The organism is Mesorhizobium sp. LNHC252B00, assembly GCF_000502955.1.
Lineage (GTDB): Bacteria > Pseudomonadota > Alphaproteobacteria > Rhizobiales > Rhizobiaceae > Mesorhizobium.
In genome coordinates, this window is the sequence record NZ_AYWO01000009.1 from 161,568 (window position 1) to 176,180 (window position 14,613).

The window sequence follows — 14,613 nt, forward strand, 5'->3', positions numbered from 1 at the left end:
CCCAAAAGTGGACACCGGTTTTCGGGGACAAACGGAAAACCGATTTTGTCCAGAGGTCATGGCCAACCACAGAATCTGGCTGCCCGGGCGCTGCTTGCAGTCATTTTCTGGCCGTCGCTGTTCTTCTTCTGGTTCCTCGGGCCGTTCCTCTTCTTCCTGCTTTCGACGACCTCAAGCGAGGTTTGCGCCCAGCTGGAAACACGCGCGCAGTTTCTTGCCGCGGCCAACGGCGCTATCCCGATGCTCATCGCGCAGAACCTCATCTACGCGATCCCGATCGTCTGCCTGGTGTTGTGGAGCCGCCTTGCGCCGGATCCGGCACGGGCAAGGCATATCGTCACCTGCATCAAGCTTTTCGCTTGCGCCGTGGTCATAGGGGCGCTGTGGGAGTACGGCTCGTCGCTTATCTGCGACGGTTACGGTCAACCGTTCTTCTCGCCAGCCTGGCAGATGACGAGTTATCTCCCCGTAATCAGCCTGATTATCAACATTCCCCTCTATGTGCTGGCTTTCAGCCTTGGCCGCGCTTTTTCGACGCGTGAGGACGTTGCCGAGGATGAAGCTAGCCCACAAGCCTAAATCTCTCCCTGAGATTCCCGGATCGTCTTGCCCTTGATGGGACAGAACGTCTTCAATCCGGACCGGAAAGGCTTTAGGCTCGCCCGACTCTCATCTAATGGCCGGCTACCGGCCGCTCGAAACAGGATTCTGCCATGGCAATGGATGCCCGCGACATCGAAAAACTGATCAAGGACGGCATTCCGGACGCCAAGGTGACGATTCGCGATCTCGCCGGTGACGGCGACCATTATGCGGCCGAGGTGGTGGCCGAGAGCTTTCGGGGAAAAACCCGCGTGCAGCAGCACCAGATGGTTTATGACGCGCTGAAGGGCAATATGGGCGGCGTGCTGCACGCGCTGGCGCTGCAGACCAGCGTTCCCGACTAAAACGCACAAGAACGAAGACGGCAACCATGACCAGCAGCAGCGATACGCCAATCGCTAGGCGAGCCTACGCCTCGTTTGCCGATCGCTATGATGCGTTTGCTCCCGGCAAGCCGCACAATGCGCTCTATGAGCGCCCGGCCTCGCTGGCACTTGTCGGCGACGTCACCGGGCTCGACATCCTCGATGCCGGCTGCGGGTCCGGCATCTGCTCGGAAAAGCTGGCACAGGCCGGTGCGCGCGTCAGGGCATTCGATGTCACGCCGGAGATGGCGGCAATCGCCAGCCGACGATGCGCCGGGCTCGATGTGGAGATCCGCGTCGGCGACATGACGAAGCCTCTGGACTGGCTCGCCGATCACAGTGTCGACGGCGTGCTTTGCGCGCTGGCGCTCGACTATGTCGAGACCCTCAAGCCGGTTTTCTCGGAATTCTATCGCGTCGCACGGCCAGGTAGCTGGCTGGTCTTCTCGATGGGTCACCCGATGCGCGACTGGGCGGATGCCCGCAGCAGGGGCGAGAAGAGCTATTTCGAGACCAATCGCTGGGGCATGCACTGGGGCGGTTTCGGGGAACCCAATCCCTATGTCGAATCCTACCGCAGGCCACTCGGCGACATTCTCAACGGCCTTGTCGACACCGGCTGGACACTCGACCACTTTGTCGAGCCACTTCCCTTGCCCGAAATGGAAACCGTCGATCCCCGCCACTTTGCCGAACTGAGCCTGGCGCCGGCGTTCATCTGTGTGCGTGCGCGCAAATAACATTGCCCGATCGACAACAGAGGCCGCAACGGCCGCTTGGCCCAACACAGCCCATCCTTTGCGCCATTTCAGCTACGGCACGGCTAAAGTCTTGTTTCGAGCAATCGTTGGGTTTATTTGAATGGAAATGTTTCGAGCCTGACTCCCACAGGCGGGAAAGGATATTCAATGAGCGGCATCAACGACTACATCGACAACGAAGTGAAGGGCAACGACGTCGTCCTTTTCATGAAGGGCACGCCCGGTTTCCCGCAATGTGGGTTTTCCGGCCAGGTCGTCCAGATTCTTGACTATATCGGCGCGGACTACAAAGGCGTGAATGTTCTGGACTCCGCAGAACTGCGCCAGGGCATCAAGGAATATTCCAACTGGCCGACGATCCCGCAGCTTTACGTCAAGGGCGAATTCGTGGGCGGCTGCGATATTGTGCGTGAGATGTTCCAGGCGGGCGAACTTCAGACATTCCTTGTCGAAAAGGGCGTCAGCGTCAAAGGCGCCGCCTGACTTTTGTTTTCGTGCATGTCGGCCGCCTGACCGCCGCACACATGCATGAAACGCAGGGCACCTCGGCAATTTTCATGTCCTGAACTAGGGACCAAGACGAGCCAATGCGCCGGCCCGCCGGCGCATTTTCGTTTGAAAGATCGGACTTGCCGTGGACCAGCAAAAGTCAGCGCCGCAATCGGCAAGCAAACTGCCCATTCCTCGCTGGGAATTCATTGCGCTGTGCGCTGCGCTGATGGCGCTGAACTCGCTGGCCATCGACATCATGCTGCCCGCTCTGCAGCAGATCGGCGCCTCGCTTGGCGTCGAGAACGAAAACCACCGGCAATATGTGATCACCGCCTATATTCTGGGCTTTGGCGGCGGCCAGCTGTTCTTCGGGCCGATCTCGGATCGCTTCGGCCGTCGCGCACCGCTTGTCGCCGGGCTGGTGATCTATGTCGCCGCGGCTGCGGCGGCCGCCGTTGTACCAAGCTTTGAAACACTCCTCTTGTGCCGGGCCGTGCAAGGCATTGGCGCTGCCGCGACGCGCGTCATCGCCGTCTCGATCGTGCGCGATACGTTCGATGGCCGACGCATGGCCGAAGTGATGTCGCTGATCTTCATGGTGTTCATGGCGATACCGGTCATTGCCCCCGGCATCGGCCAGTTCATCATGCTGTTAGCGACATGGCATTGGATCTTCGTCACCATGGCCGTCGGTGCACTCATTGTCTCGGCCTGGTCGCTGCTTCGCCTGCCCGAAACATTGCATCCCGAACATCGCCGGCTGATGACCGTCAACTCCATTGTCGGCGGGTTTCGCATCGTGCTCACCAACCGCGTTGCGATCTGCTATGCCTTCGCCAGCACCTTCATTTTCGGCGCCATGTTCGGCTTCATCGCCTCGGCGCAGCAGATCTATGTCGGCATATTCAATGTCGGCGAGATGTTCCCGGTCATCTTCGCCGGGGTTGCGGGCGTGCTTGCTTTCTCCAACTTCCTGAACTCGCGCCTTGTCGGCCGCATCGGCATGCGCCGCCTGTCGCAGAGCGCGCTGCTGCTGTTCCTGGTCATCAGCCTTGCCTGGCTGGTCGTTTCGCTGGAAATGAAGATGCCGCTCTGGCTGTTCATCACCTTCTTTGCCTGCGCCATGCTACCGTTCGGCGCCCTCGGCGCGAATTTCAACGCGCTGGCCATGGAGCCGCTCGGCCAACTGGCGGGCACGGCGTCATCCATCCTGGGTTTCATGCAGACTTTTTTGGGCGGCATTCTCGGCACGCTGATCGGCCAGGCGTTCAACGGCACGGTGACGCCGCTGGCCGCCGGCTTCTGCAGCGTCTCGGTGGCAGCGCTGCTGATGATTTTCATCGCCGAGCGCGGCAAGATGTTCCAGCCGCAGAACCCGCCCGTCTCTGGGCACATCACCGACTTGCATTAGGACGCACCCTCAAGGGCTGCCGTGAAGCGAGGGGCAAGCATACGCCCCGCGATGGCTTCGCCCATGCTGTCCGAAAAGGGCAATGGCAGGGCATCGTCGAGTGCCCTGAGGATTGAAGCCACGAAGGCCCGGCTGAGCTGGGCATCGGTCCCCAGATCGGAATACGTGGCGCGAGGCTTGCCAATCAGTGTGCCGTTGCGACGAAGCGAGAACCGCAGCGTCAGGGACATGCCGGCGGTTCCGGGCGGCGGCTTCCAACAGGCGTAGATTGCGTCGGACATCTCTTTTATCGTGTCGACGGGATCGGGATTGCGACAGGTGCGCTCTTGCGATCTTGCCTCGTTGGAGCTGGCAAACAAGGCGGCGGCAAGTGCCGCCGCGACAATTGCGAACCGAGGTTTCATTCGAGAGCCTCCGGATTTGCGTGAGATTGCACCGCTCCTTCAGCCGGACACCGCCGGTTCGGACACTGGCCGCAGGATTGATCCTATTGCGCCCAGAGTTCGCGGCGCAATTCCTGCCAGCTTTCCAGATCGGGCGCGACAAGCAGGCCGCCGCCGAGATGCGAGGGCAGATAGGCGCTGCCGTCGAAGCGCGCGGCATGGCCGCCGGCTTCGGCATGGATCAGCACACCGGCCAGATGGTCCCACGGCATCAGCTTGTTGTAGACCACGAAGTGGGCATGGCCGCTGGCCAGCAGGCGGTATTCGTGCGCCGCGCAGCGATAGGCGAATTGCGACAGGATCTTCGTCTGGTTGCGCGCCAGCCGCGACCGCTCGGGCTCGGACATATACTGCCAGGAGACCGAGCCTGTCATTTCCGAGATCGGCGCAGGTGCCGCGACATGCACCTTCTCGATGCTGCCATGCGCATGCCGGATATGGCTGCCGGCGCCCTTGGCACCGATCAGCCAGTCCTTGCCGACCGGATCGTGGATGATGCCGGCAACGGTCTCGCCCTTGACCACGACCGCCAGCATGACGCCGAACAAGGGCACGCCGGAGGCGAAGTTGAAAGTGCCATCCACCGGGTCGATGACGAACGCCAGATCGGCATCAACGAGGCCATCAAGCAGTGCCGGATTGTCGGAACAGGCCTCCTCGCCGACGACCATCGCCGAGGGGTAACGCTCACGCAGCCGCTCGGTGATGAGCCGCTCGGCATCGACGTCGGCTTCCGTCACCAGGTCGGCGGCCGAGGTCTTCTGGCGGATGTCGCCCTCGCCCAGCCGGCGAAAGCGAGGCATGATTTCGGCTTTCGCGGCGTCGGATAGAAGGCCAGCGAGCCAGTCGATCGCAGTATCGTCAAATGTCATCGGCTTGCCTTGTGCCGACGGTCTCATTGAGCGCCGCGAAATCGAACAGCTTTCTGTCGAGCAAATGCGATGGCCTGCTGTTCGACAGCGCGCGCAGCATCGTGTCCTTGCGGCCGGGCATGCGCTTTTCCACGCCCTCCAGCATGGCCTTCATGGCGTTGCGCTGGAGACCCTCCTGGCTGCCGCAGAGATCGCAGGGAATGATCGGGAATCGCATCGCGGTAGCAAATTTCTCGAGGTCGCCCTCGGCGCAATAGCTCAGCGGCCGCAGCACCATGACGTCGCCGTCGTCGTTGAGCAGCTTTGGCGGCATGGCGGCGAGACGGCCGCCGTGGAACAGGTTCATGAGGAAGGTCTCGAGAATGTCCTCGCGATGGTGGCCGAGCACCAGCGCCGAGCACCCCTCCTCACGCGCTATACGGTAGAGATGGCCGCGCCTGAGCCGCGAACAGAGCGAGCAATAGGTGCTGCCCGCAGGCAGCTTGTCGGTGACGACGGAATAAGTGTCCTGATATTCGATGCGATGCGGGATGGCGTATCTGTCGAGATAATCGGGCAGAATGTGCTTGGGGAAATTCGGTTGGCCCTGGTCGAGATTGCAGGCCAGCAATTCGACCGGCAGCAGCCCGCGCCATTTGAGATCAAGCAGCACGGCGAGCAGCCCGTAGGAATCCTTGCCGCCCGACAGCGCGACCAGCCAGCGTTGGCCGGGCTTCACCATCGAAAAATCCTCGATCGCCTGCCGGGTCAGCCGCAACAGCCGCTTGCGCAGTTTGTTGAACTCGACCGAGGACGGCGCATCGGCAAACAATGGATGGAAGCCGCCCGCGGTGTCGGCTGCTGGTTCAAGCGATTCGGCGTCTGGCAACATGTTCATGGCGTCAGTTCCAAAATCCTGGAGCTACGATCGTTCGGCACTTCGTTGCGCCCGGAATTAGCGGACATGGCCGAGAAAGAAAAGGCAGACAAAGAAAAGGCCGCCTCGACGGCGGCCTTTGAATGGTATCGCAAATGCGTTCGCTCAGCGCGAATGGAATTCGTCGCTTAGCGCGAATAGAATTCGACGACCAGGTTCGGTTCCATCTGCACGGCGAATGGAACGTCCGCCAGGCCGGGGATGCGCGAGAAGGTCGCGACCATCTTGTTGTGATCGGCTTCGATGTAGTCCGGCACGTCGCGCTCGGCGAGACCGACCGCTTCCAGGACGATGACCAGCTGCTTCGACTTTTCGCGGACTTCGACGACGTCGCCCGGCTTGCAGCGGTACGAGCCGATGTTGACGCGCTTGCCGTTGACGTTGACGTGGCCGTGGTTGACGAACTGACGAGCGGCGAAAATGGTCGGCACGAACTTGGCGCGGTAGACGACCGCGTCGAGACGCGACTCGAGCAGGCCGATCAGGTTCTCCGAGGTGTCGCCCTTGCGGCGGTCCGCCTCTTCATAGACCTTGCGGAACTGCTTTTCCGAAACGTCGCCATAGTGACCCTTCAGCTTCTGCTTGGCGCGCAGCTGCAGGCCGAAATCGGAAAGCTTGCCCTTGCGGCGCTGGCCATGCTGGCCGGGGCCGTATTCACGCTTGTTGACCGGGGACTTCGGGCGGCCCCAGATATTTTCGCCAAGACGGCGGTCGATCTTGTACTTCGCGGATTCGCGCTTGCTCATCGCATTCCCTTTTCAAAACAACACACCCGGAACCTCATGGTCCGGGTGAAGGAAACGCGCCCTCCTCTGGCCTCCGTTTTCGAGACCTGACAGGGTTTTCCCACGCAACGCGGCGGAAAACCCACGGGACACGTCAGTTCAAACAAGATAGCAGAATTGAGTTTCCACGCATCTTGCGCACATAAAGAAAACCACCGGGCATTGCGGCCCGGTGTTGGCGCGCTGATTAAACGGAGATTTAACCGGTGTCAAGCTCACTGCTGGCCTTGGGTTTGGCGGCGATATAGCGTCTCTGGGTTGAGTGCGGTGCCGGACGTGGCGGGAGGTTGCGCCAACGGCATTAGGAAGGGACTTGAGCAAAGGAGCCACAATTCGCATGAAGAAGTTCTTCCTTACGCTGACGGGAGCCGCGGTGTTGGCGGGATCCATGGCGGTCATAACGCCGGAGCCGGCAATGGCGCGGCACTGGAGTGGCCACCGGCAGCACGAGGTCTGCCGCATCGTGGTCAAGAAGAAGATTGTCTGGCGGCACGGCCACAAGAGGGTCATCCGTTACAAAGTCAAGCGCTGCTGGGCGCGCTGGTAGGCTCCCGGTTCGGTCTCAGGCGGCCGACATATCGTTTCAAAGCCCGCGGTCTTGGCCGCGGGCTTTTTCATTCCGGCTCATGTTCTTATGGACGAGCTTGTTATCGATGGCGAAACGCGGATGCCCTGATCCCTAATGTTTCGATTTCTTCTCCGGCAGGCTTTTGCGCTTCGTCTCGGCGAATTCCTCAAGTTGCTTCTCGCTCATCGATTCGTACATTCCCTTGGAAGCGCCCTTGAGTTCGCCCTTCTTCATCTCGCCGCGCTTGGCCGACAAAGCGGCGCCAGCGGCTTTCTGCTGGGCTTTCGAGGTGGCTGGCATGGCTGATTCTCCCTTCATTGCCTGAGAGAAAACGCGACAAGCCAGCCAATGTTCCGGATATCAGGCGACCGTCAGGCCAAAGCCCTGCATGAGCCGGCTGGTAGCGAAGTCCACCTTGCCGGAGGTGAAGACTGCAATGTCGGGCTCACCCACCGGCAGCGGTCCGTCGACCGGTGCAAGCAGCGACATGGCGCGGCGGGCGATCGCTTCGGCCGGGTCGATCCAGTCGACCGGCCAGGGTGCGGTCTTGCGCATGCGGTTGGCCAGGAACGGATAGTGCGTGCAGCCGAGCACGACGATGTCGGTGCGGGCGCCATCCTTCTCGACAAAGCATGGTGCGATCTCCTGACGCACGATCTCCTCATCGACGAACCCCTCGCGCATGTAAATCTCGGCCAGCGGGGCGAGCCGGTCCGAGCCGACGAGCCGCACATGGCATTTCTGCGCCCATTTGCCGATCAGGTCGCGCGTGTATTGACGCTTGACCGTGCCGGGCGTCGCCAGCACCGAGACCAGCCCGGAGCGCGTGCGCTCCGCCGCCGGCTTGATCGCCGGCACCGTGCCGACAAAGGGATGGCCCGGGAATTTCGCGCGCAGCGCATCGATCACCAGCGTCGACGCGGTGTTGCAGGGGATGACCGAAATCTCGGGCCGAAATTTTTCCAACAGCGCGCCGAACAGGCCAAGGATATGGGCGTTGAGGGCCGGTTCCTCCCAGGCGCCATAGGGAAACGCGGCGTCATCGGCGACATACACGAAGCGGCGATCGGGCATCAGCACGCGCGCTTCGCGCAGCACGGTGAGCCCGCCGATGCCCGAATCGAACATCAGGATCGGCCGCTCAGTCATTGTCGGAGCCCTTTCCGCCGAATGGCGTTATGTCGTCGTCCTTGACGGTGTCGGCAAGGCTATTGCCTTCCGCCTTGCGGGCACGTGCGGCGGCCGCGGGCAACCGCCTTGGATCGTCGCCCGGGGAACCATCGCCGCGCGGCATCGCCGGCGAAAACCGGTCGAGCGACGAGATGATGCCGCGCAGCACCTTGAGCTCCGGTTCGGCAAATCCGGGGCGCGTCAGTACGGCGCGCAGATTGTCGACCATCTTCGGCTTCTTCGGGGCCGGCCGGAAATAGCCGCGCGCTTCCAAGGCACCTTCGAGATAGGCGAACAGCCCGTGCAGTTCTTCCTTGCTTGCCGGCTTCATATCCGGGCCGGAAAAATTGGTCTTGGTCTCGTCCTCGAGGCCGGACTTCATCCATTCGTAGGACATCAGCAGCGCGGCCTGGGCGATGTTGAGCGAGGAGAAATCGGGATCGACCGGAAAGGTGACGATCTCGTCGGCTAGGCCAACCTCGTCATTGTAGAGGCCGAAGCGCTCGCGTCCGAACAGGATGCCGGTGCGCTGCCCCATTGCGTGACGGGCCCGAAGCATCCTGCCCGCTTCCACCGGACCCCGCACGGATTTGAAGCCGTCTCGCTGCCTGGCCGTGGTGGCAAAAACGAAGTTCAAATCGGCGAGCGCCGAGGCCAGATCGTCGAAGACGGTGACTGCGTCTATGACATGATCGGCGCGGCTGGCCGCCGCGCGTGCCTTCTCGCTCGGCCAGCCGTCACGCGGGTTAACTAGGCGCAGCTCGATCAAGCCGAAATTGGCCATGGCGCGAGCGACCATGCCGATGTTCTCGCCGAGCTGCGGCTCGACGAGGATGATCGCCGGGCCGGTGGTCACGAGGCCGCGCTGAAAGTCCGTTCCTGCCATGTGTTCCAGATGATTGCGCTACGAAGTCTCCGCGTCCTGCCATATCGATACGGCTTTTTGAAGAGCGGTCGGTCGCCCGACTGAGAAATTGCTGTAGCGCGTACCTGCCGCTTCCCTTGGTTGCGTTAAGAAATCCGATGGTCGCACTCTTGATGCACTCGACCGTCGGGCTCGCGAAAGTCGCCACACGTGTCTGGGCAAGCCAGTCGTCGCACGGCGTATGAAAAAATGACGAGACTGGCTCCTCGGTGTTTATAACGGAATAAATCCGATCTCATTTACTGCCTTGTCCCACCAACCCGCATCCCAAATCGCCGACAGATGTACCGTCTCATGCTCGCTGCCGGCATCGACGATGTTTTGCATTCTTAGAAATCATCTACGATCAGGGTGCATATTTGTTTACGATGACGCAGCGCGTCACTGGAAAATTAGATTAGAACACTATAATATCCGACCCGCTTGGGGTTCAATGTGTATCGACGAATGGTATTTGGAAGGCGGAGTGCGCCTTGCATACTCCCGTCATTTTATCTGCGCCCCAGCATTTCGACACGGGTTTCAGCGGCCGACGAGGGCGTTGGCCATAATCTAGGAGGGGCAAATGAAATTGGTACGGTTTTTCCTTTCACTCGCTGTGTTGTTTGTGGCGTCAGTTTTCCTGATCGCGCCAGCTTCCGCGCAGGCGACACGGACGTGGGTTTCCGGTGTTGGTGACGACGCCAATCCTTGCAGCAGAACGGCGCCTTGCAAGACCTTTGCCGGTGCTATCTCGAAGACGGCGACGAGCGGCGAGATCAATTGTCTCGACCCGGGCGGCTTCGGCACGGTCACCATCACCAAATCCATCACCATCGACTGCAAGACGACTGAAGGTGGTGTGCTCTCCTCCCTTGTAAACGGCGTCGTCGTCAACACGCCTGCCGGCTCCGTGGTGCATCTTCGCGGCCTTGATATAGACGGCGCAGGCAACGGCTTGGACGGAGTGCGTATGATTGGCCAAGGCCAACTGCATATTGAGGATTCCAACATAGAGAGGGTAACCAGCAACGGCGTCGAATTTCTCGCCAACGGGAACAGCGAACTCTACATAAGCAACACTCGGATAGCCGAGGCAGGCGCTGAAGGTGTTCTCATCAAAACGTCTGGGGCCATTGGAATTAATGCCATCCTTTCGAAGGTGGAAATTACCAACAGCGGCAGCGGCATTCTTGTCGACGGCACCGGCAACACCCTTGCCATGAACATGACGCTGACCAACAGCCTGGTCAGCGGCAACACCGGCAACGGGGTGACGGTCAAATCCGTCGCCGCGGCATCGTCGGTGCGTGCGACGATTGTCGGCACCACAATCAGCGCCAATGCCGGCGTCGGCGTCAACGCGAACGGTGCCGCGGCCAGCGGCAGCGGAAGCGCCATCGCCTTTCTCGGCGGATCGGCGGTGTTCGGCAATGTCACCGGGGTCAGCAACACCGGTAGCGGCGCTGTCCAGTCGTTCAAGAACAACATGATCTCCGGCAACATAACCGACGGCACGCCGATCACGGCATTCCCGGGCCCGGGCGGGACACCGTTGCAATAAGCCCTGTCGTCTCCGCAGCAGCACGAAACAAAGGCGATGCCGGCTGCCTCTCAAGAGGTGGTGCCGGCATCGCTTTTTTTTCCCGCTTGCTACAGCAGCAGCCTGTGTCTTCGGCTGCCCCGTTTGCACCGCTCGGATCGCTTTGCTATAGGCGAGGTCCCTGTCCCGGCGGGGCCGACCGCAATCAATCAACATTCGAACGAGGCATTTTTTCCATGGCGAAGATCAAGGTGGCGAACCCGGTCGTCGAGCTCGACGGCGACGAGATGACCCGCATCATCTGGCAGTTCATCAAGGACAAGCTGATCCACCCTTATCTCGACCTCAACCTCGAATATTATGACCTCGGCGTCGAGCATCGCGACGCGACCAACGACCAGGTGACTATCGATTCGGCCAACGCCATCAAGAAATACGGCGTCGGCGTGAAGTGCGCGACCATCACCCCCGACGAGCAGCGCGTCGAGGAATTCAAGCTGAAGAAGATGTGGAAGTCGCCGAACGGCACCATCCGCAACATCCTCGGCGGCACGATCTTCCGCGAGCCGATCATCATGAAGAACGTGCCGCGCCTGGTCCCCGGCTGGACCAAGCCGATCATCGTCGGCCGCCACGCCTTCGGCGACCAGTACCGCGCCACCGATTTCCGCTTTCCCGGCAAGGGCAAGCTGACGATCAAGTTCGTCGGCGAGGACGGCAACGTGATCGAGCACGATGTCTACGACGCGCCCGGCGCCGGCGTCGCCATGGCGATGTACAATCTCGACGACTCGATCCGCGAATTCGCCCGCGCCTCGCTGAACTACGGCCTGCTGCGCAACTATCCGGTCTTTCTGTCGACCAAGAACACCATCCTCAAGGCCTATGACGGCCGCTTCAAGGACATTTTCCAGGAAGTCTACGAGGCCGAATTCGAAGCCGAGTTCAAGTCGAAGAAGCTGTGGTACGAGCACCGGCTGATCGACGACATGGTGGCTTCCAGCCTGAAATGGTCGGGCGGCTATGTCTGGGCCTGCAAGAACTATGACGGTGACGTCCAGTCCGACACGGTGGCGCAGGGTTTTGGATCGCTTGGCCTGATGACTTCGGTGCTGATGACGCCAGACGGCAAGACGGTGGAAGCCGAAGCCGCGCACGGCACCGTCACCCGCCACTATCGCCAGCACCAGAAGGGCGAGGAAACCTCGACCAATTCGATCGCCTCGATCTTCGCCTGGACGCGCGGGCTCGCCCACCGCGCCAAGCTCGACGACAATGCAGAGCTGAAACGCTTTGCCGAGACGCTGGAAAGGGTCTGCATCCAGACCGTCGAATCCGGCTTCATGACCAAGGACTTGTCGCTGCTGATCGGCCCCGACCAGCCCTGGCTTTCGACCACCGGCTTCCTCGACAAGATCGACGAGAACCTGCAGAAGGCGATGGCCTGACCTCTCGAGGTTCGGGAGGGCCAGCATGGGCAAGCCCATCGTCTACGGGGCGAATTACAGCGTCTATGTGCGCATTGTCCGCCTCGTGCTCACGGAAAAAGGCATCGACTACGAGCTTGTGCCGGTCGATGTCTTTGCCGTCGAGGGTATTCCCGCCTGGTATTTCGAGCACCACCCGTTCGCCCGCATCCCGGCTTTCGAGCATGATGGGTTTCGGCTGTTCGAGACGAGCGCTATTGCCAGATATATCGACGCTTCAGCCGGCGGGACTCCGCGTCCGCGCAACGATGAACCAGATCCTCGGCATGCTCGACGCTTATGCGTACAGATCCATGGTCTGGGAGGTCGCCGTCGAGCGGCTGGAGAAAGTAGCCCCCGACGAGGCGCTGATCGCTAGCGGGATTTCGCAGGCAAGCAAGGCGCTTCAGACGCTTTCCTCGCTGAACGCGCCAGGGCCGTGGCTGCTGGGCGACCAGCTGACCCTGGCCGATCTGCATGCGGCGCCGATCATCGGTTATTTCGTCAAGGTCACCGAAGGGCAAAGCCTGCTCGCTGAATTTCCGACGATCCAAGCTTGGTGGGAGCGGATTTCAGCGCGGGCGAGCTTTGCCAGAACCGAAAAGACCGAGTGATCTGCGGTTTCGCCGTACTTATGTGGCGCTAGTGCCGTCCCTCACTGCCCTGCCGGGCATTTCTCCCCGTAAACGGAGAAAGTGGCTGGCCGCGATCTCTGCGGCTACCCTTCAACACTGGCAATTAGCGAAATCGTGCGCGAAAGCGCCCTTCTCTCCGTTCACGGCAGGGCTATCGCATATGGATTCTTGCGAAGAAGAACCCCACCCTAACCCTCCCCACAAGGGGGAGGGAACGCTGCCGCGTGCCTTTAATTCTGATAGTGTCCTGAAGGTTCTGCAAAAAGTTTTGGAGAGAGAACGGTCGTCGCGCTGAGGCGAAAGCGGCCATGGCACGCTGGTGACGTTACGATCACCGATTCCCGTGGAAGGGGAAGTGCCATGACCAATCGAGAAGTTAGACTGAGCAGAGGCGAGTTGAAAGCGTTGCTGTTGTCGGATGAGGACGGCTTTCGCCAGGCATTGCAGACTGTCGTGCAGGAGGTTCTTGAAGCCGAGATGACGGAGGCGATCGGGGCCGAGAAAGGGGAGCGGACGGCAGAGCGGACGAGTTACCGGTCCGGCTATTACGAGCGCAAGCTGGTGACGCGGGTCGGGGTGCTGGAGCTTCGCGTTCCGCAGGATCGGGCTGGCCGGTTCTCGACGGAGTTGTTTGAGCGCTACCAGCGCTCGGAGAAGGCATTGGTGTCGGCGCTGGTCGAGATGTACGTGCAGGGCGTCTCGACCCGCAAGGTGAAGGCGGTGACGGAGGAATTGTGCGGCCACTCCTTCTCGGCCTCGACGGTGAGCGAGGCGACGATGCGGCTGGATGAGGCGCTCAAGGCGTTCTTCACGCAGCGGCTCGCGGAAAGCTATCCGTATCTCATTTTGGACGCGCGCTACGAGCGGGCTCGCGAGGCGGGCGTGATCGCCAGCCAGGCNAAGAATCGCGGGCTCGCCGGCGTCGAGTTCGTCGTCTCCGACGACCATCCGGGGCTCAGGGCGGCAATCCGCGAAGTGCTGCCCGAAGCGGTCTGGCAGCGCTGCTACGTGCACTTCCTCAGAAACGCGCTCGACTATGTGCCGCGCAAGGTCGACGACGATTGCCTGATGGAACTCAGATGGTTCTACGACCGGCGCGACCTCGCCGAGGTCAAACGCGACCTGGCGCAGTGGATCGCCAAATGGCAGGCCAAATACCCGAAGCTGGTCAACTGGGTGGAAGACAATATCGAGGAGACGCTGAGCTTCTATCGGCTGCCGCTAGCTCACCACAAGCACATGAAGTCGACGAACATGCTGGAGCGGCTGAACCAGGAGATCAAGCGGCGCACCCTGGTCGTTCGCATCTTCCCCAACCCACGGAGCTGCCTGCGGCTGGTTCGGGCGTTGGCGGTGGAGATCCACGAGAACTGGCTCGAGGCGACCCGCTATCTCAACATGGATCATCTGCGTGAGCACAAGAAGGAGANGTCCGCCGCTCCGCTAAACACGGGAGCTGCGCGGCGGACACGCCGACGTCACAGCTACCGCCACGCCATTTTTGCAGAACTTGACGCACACAACTGCCAAAACGCTTTACTACGGCGGCAGGGCGGGCATGGAGGTCACAATCGTCAAGGCATCCGGCATCGGCTCTTCGCATGCCAGGATACTGACCGGGCACACAAGGCGGAATGCAATCGCCTTCTGCCGCGACTATGTTGGCAAGGTGACCGAGG

15 protein-coding genes and 2 pseudogenes are annotated in these 14,613 nt (G+C 61.0%); 10 read left to right on the forward strand and 7 right to left on the reverse strand.

What is annotated here, in order from left to right; translation table 11 throughout:
- Positions 1 to 45 precede the first annotated feature (45 nt).
- From X744_RS155665 to X744_RS155645, 5 genes are all read left to right on the forward strand, one after another.
- Positions 46 to 579, forward strand: coding sequence for a hypothetical protein (locus X744_RS155665; RefSeq protein WP_245266619.1), 534 nt, complete (start codon positions 46 to 48; stop codon positions 577 to 579).
- Positions 580 to 713: 134 nt separating this feature from the next.
- Positions 714 to 947, forward strand: a complete 234-nt coding sequence (locus X744_RS155660; protein ID WP_023759532.1) for a BolA family transcriptional regulator — start codon at positions 714 to 716, stop codon at positions 945 to 947.
- 26 nt (positions 948 to 973) lie between these two features.
- Positions 974 to 1,708 (forward strand): class I SAM-dependent methyltransferase, encoded by a 735-nt coding sequence (locus tag X744_RS155655; protein WP_023759533.1) that lies wholly within the window; start codon positions 974 to 976, stop codon positions 1,706 to 1,708.
- A 168-nt stretch (positions 1,709 to 1,876) separates the two neighbouring features.
- Complete coding sequence (gene grxD / locus X744_RS155650; protein WP_013532137.1) at positions 1,877 to 2,212, forward strand: Grx4 family monothiol glutaredoxin; 336 nt, start codon at positions 1,877 to 1,879, stop codon at positions 2,210 to 2,212.
- Between the two features lie 151 nt (positions 2,213 to 2,363).
- Entirely contained in the window at positions 2,364 to 3,632 is a 1,269-nt protein-coding gene (locus tag X744_RS155645; RefSeq protein WP_023759534.1) for a multidrug effflux MFS transporter, read from the forward strand.
- On the opposite strand, the gene X744_RS155640 is transcribed toward X744_RS155645, so the two are convergent.
- From X744_RS155640 to rpsD, 4 genes are all read right to left on the reverse strand, one after another.
- Positions 3,629 to 4,036 (reverse strand): hypothetical protein, encoded by a 408-nt coding sequence (locus tag X744_RS155640; protein WP_023759535.1) that lies wholly within the window; start codon positions 4,034 to 4,036, stop codon positions 3,629 to 3,631. The genes X744_RS155645 and X744_RS155640 overlap by 4 nt on opposite strands.
- 83 nt (positions 4,037 to 4,119) lie before the next feature.
- Complete coding sequence (locus tag X744_RS155635) at positions 4,120 to 4,947, reverse strand: inositol monophosphatase family protein (protein WP_023759536.1); 828 nt, start codon at positions 4,945 to 4,947, stop codon at positions 4,120 to 4,122.
- Positions 4,937 to 5,824 carry a tRNA 2-thiocytidine(32) synthetase TtcA gene (gene ttcA / locus X744_RS155630; RefSeq protein ID WP_023759537.1) on the reverse strand — a complete coding sequence of 296 codons (888 nt, stop codon included), beginning with the start codon at positions 5,822 to 5,824 and terminating at the stop codon, positions 4,937 to 4,939. The genes X744_RS155635 and ttcA overlap by 11 nt, the downstream gene beginning before the upstream one ends.
- Positions 5,825 to 5,991: 167 nt before the next feature.
- Positions 5,992 to 6,609 (reverse strand): 30S ribosomal protein S4, encoded by a 618-nt coding sequence (gene rpsD / locus X744_RS155625; protein ID WP_023759539.1) that lies wholly within the window; start codon positions 6,607 to 6,609, stop codon positions 5,992 to 5,994.
- Positions 6,610 to 6,985: 376 nt separating this feature from the next.
- Between rpsD and X744_RS155620 the strand changes: the two genes are divergently transcribed.
- Positions 6,986 to 7,195 (forward strand): hypothetical protein, encoded by a 210-nt coding sequence (locus X744_RS155620; protein ID WP_023759540.1) that lies wholly within the window; start codon positions 6,986 to 6,988, stop codon positions 7,193 to 7,195.
- Between the two features lie 132 nt (positions 7,196 to 7,327).
- On the opposite strand, the gene X744_RS155615 is transcribed toward X744_RS155620, so the two are convergent.
- The 3 genes from X744_RS155615 to X744_RS155605 are packed head-to-tail and all read right to left on the reverse strand — an operon-like array spanning position 7,328 to position 9,272.
- Positions 7,328 to 7,516: a DUF3008 family protein gene (locus X744_RS155615; RefSeq protein ID WP_023759541.1), complete on the reverse strand. Its 189-nt coding sequence runs from the start codon at positions 7,514 to 7,516 to the stop codon at positions 7,328 to 7,330.
- 60 nt (positions 7,517 to 7,576) lie between these two features.
- Complete coding sequence (gene murI / locus X744_RS155610) at positions 7,577 to 8,365, reverse strand: glutamate racemase (protein ID WP_023759542.1); 789 nt, start codon at positions 8,363 to 8,365, stop codon at positions 7,577 to 7,579.
- Positions 8,358 to 9,272 carry an RNA methyltransferase gene (locus X744_RS155605; RefSeq protein ID WP_023759543.1) on the reverse strand — a complete coding sequence of 305 codons (915 nt, stop codon included), beginning with the start codon at positions 9,270 to 9,272 and terminating at the stop codon, positions 8,358 to 8,360. Before X744_RS155605 ends, murI begins: the two co-directional genes overlap by 8 nt.
- A 604-nt stretch (positions 9,273 to 9,876) precedes the next feature.
- Here X744_RS155605 and X744_RS155600 point away from each other — a divergent pair.
- The 4 genes and pseudogenes from X744_RS155600 to X744_RS0136920 form a co-directional block, all read left to right on the forward strand.
- Positions 9,877 to 10,854, forward strand: a complete 978-nt coding sequence (locus tag X744_RS155600; RefSeq protein WP_023759545.1) for a right-handed parallel beta-helix repeat-containing protein — start codon at positions 9,877 to 9,879, stop codon at positions 10,852 to 10,854.
- Positions 10,855 to 11,069: 215 nt separating this feature from the next.
- The gene (locus X744_RS155595) at positions 11,070 to 12,281 is read left to right on the forward strand and encodes an NADP-dependent isocitrate dehydrogenase (protein WP_023759546.1); all 1,212 of its coding nucleotides are present in this window, start codon (positions 11,070 to 11,072) and stop codon (positions 12,279 to 12,281) included.
- Between the two features lie 25 nt (positions 12,282 to 12,306).
- Positions 12,307 to 12,913: pseudogene (locus X744_RS01000000169680) on the forward strand (glutathione S-transferase family protein).
- A 381-nt stretch (positions 12,914 to 13,294) separates the two neighbouring features.
- A pseudogene (locus tag X744_RS0136920) lies at positions 13,295 to 14,359 on the forward strand (transposase); the annotation flags it as partial.
- Positions 14,360 to 14,613: the final 254 nt, after the last annotated feature.

Coding starts and splice junctions, on each gene's coding strand:
- rpsD (WP_023759539.1), bottom strand. CDS start 6,609: ATGAGCAAGCGCGAATCCGCGAAGTACAAGATCGACCGCCGTCTTGGC.
- ttcA (WP_023759537.1), bottom strand. CDS start 5,824: ATGAACATGTTGCCAGACGCCGAATCGCTTGAACCAGCAGCCGACACC.
- X744_RS155640 (WP_023759535.1), bottom strand. CDS start 4,036: ATGAAACCTCGGTTCGCAATTGTCGCGGCGGCACTTGCCGCCGCCTTG.
- X744_RS155620 (WP_023759540.1), top strand. CDS start 6,986: ATGAAGAAGTTCTTCCTTACGCTGACGGGAGCCGCGGTGTTGGCGGGA.
- X744_RS155595 (WP_023759546.1), top strand. CDS start 11,070: ATGGCGAAGATCAAGGTGGCGAACCCGGTCGTCGAGCTCGACGGCGAC.
- X744_RS155615 (WP_023759541.1), bottom strand. CDS start 7,516: ATGCCAGCCACCTCGAAAGCCCAGCAGAAAGCCGCTGGCGCCGCTTTG.
- X744_RS155660 (WP_023759532.1), top strand. CDS start 714: ATGGCAATGGATGCCCGCGACATCGAAAAACTGATCAAGGACGGCATT.
- murI (WP_023759542.1), bottom strand. CDS start 8,365: ATGACTGAGCGGCCGATCCTGATGTTCGATTCGGGCATCGGCGGGCTC.
- grxD (WP_013532137.1), top strand. CDS start 1,877: ATGAGCGGCATCAACGACTACATCGACAACGAAGTGAAGGGCAACGAC.
- X744_RS155605 (WP_023759543.1), bottom strand. CDS start 9,272: ATGGCAGGAACGGACTTTCAGCGCGGCCTCGTGACCACCGGCCCGGCG.
- X744_RS155655 (WP_023759533.1), top strand. CDS start 974: ATGACCAGCAGCAGCGATACGCCAATCGCTAGGCGAGCCTACGCCTCG.
- X744_RS155635 (WP_023759536.1), bottom strand. CDS start 4,947: ATGACATTTGACGATACTGCGATCGACTGGCTCGCTGGCCTTCTATCC.
- X744_RS155600 (WP_023759545.1), top strand. CDS start 9,877: ATGAAATTGGTACGGTTTTTCCTTTCACTCGCTGTGTTGTTTGTGGCG.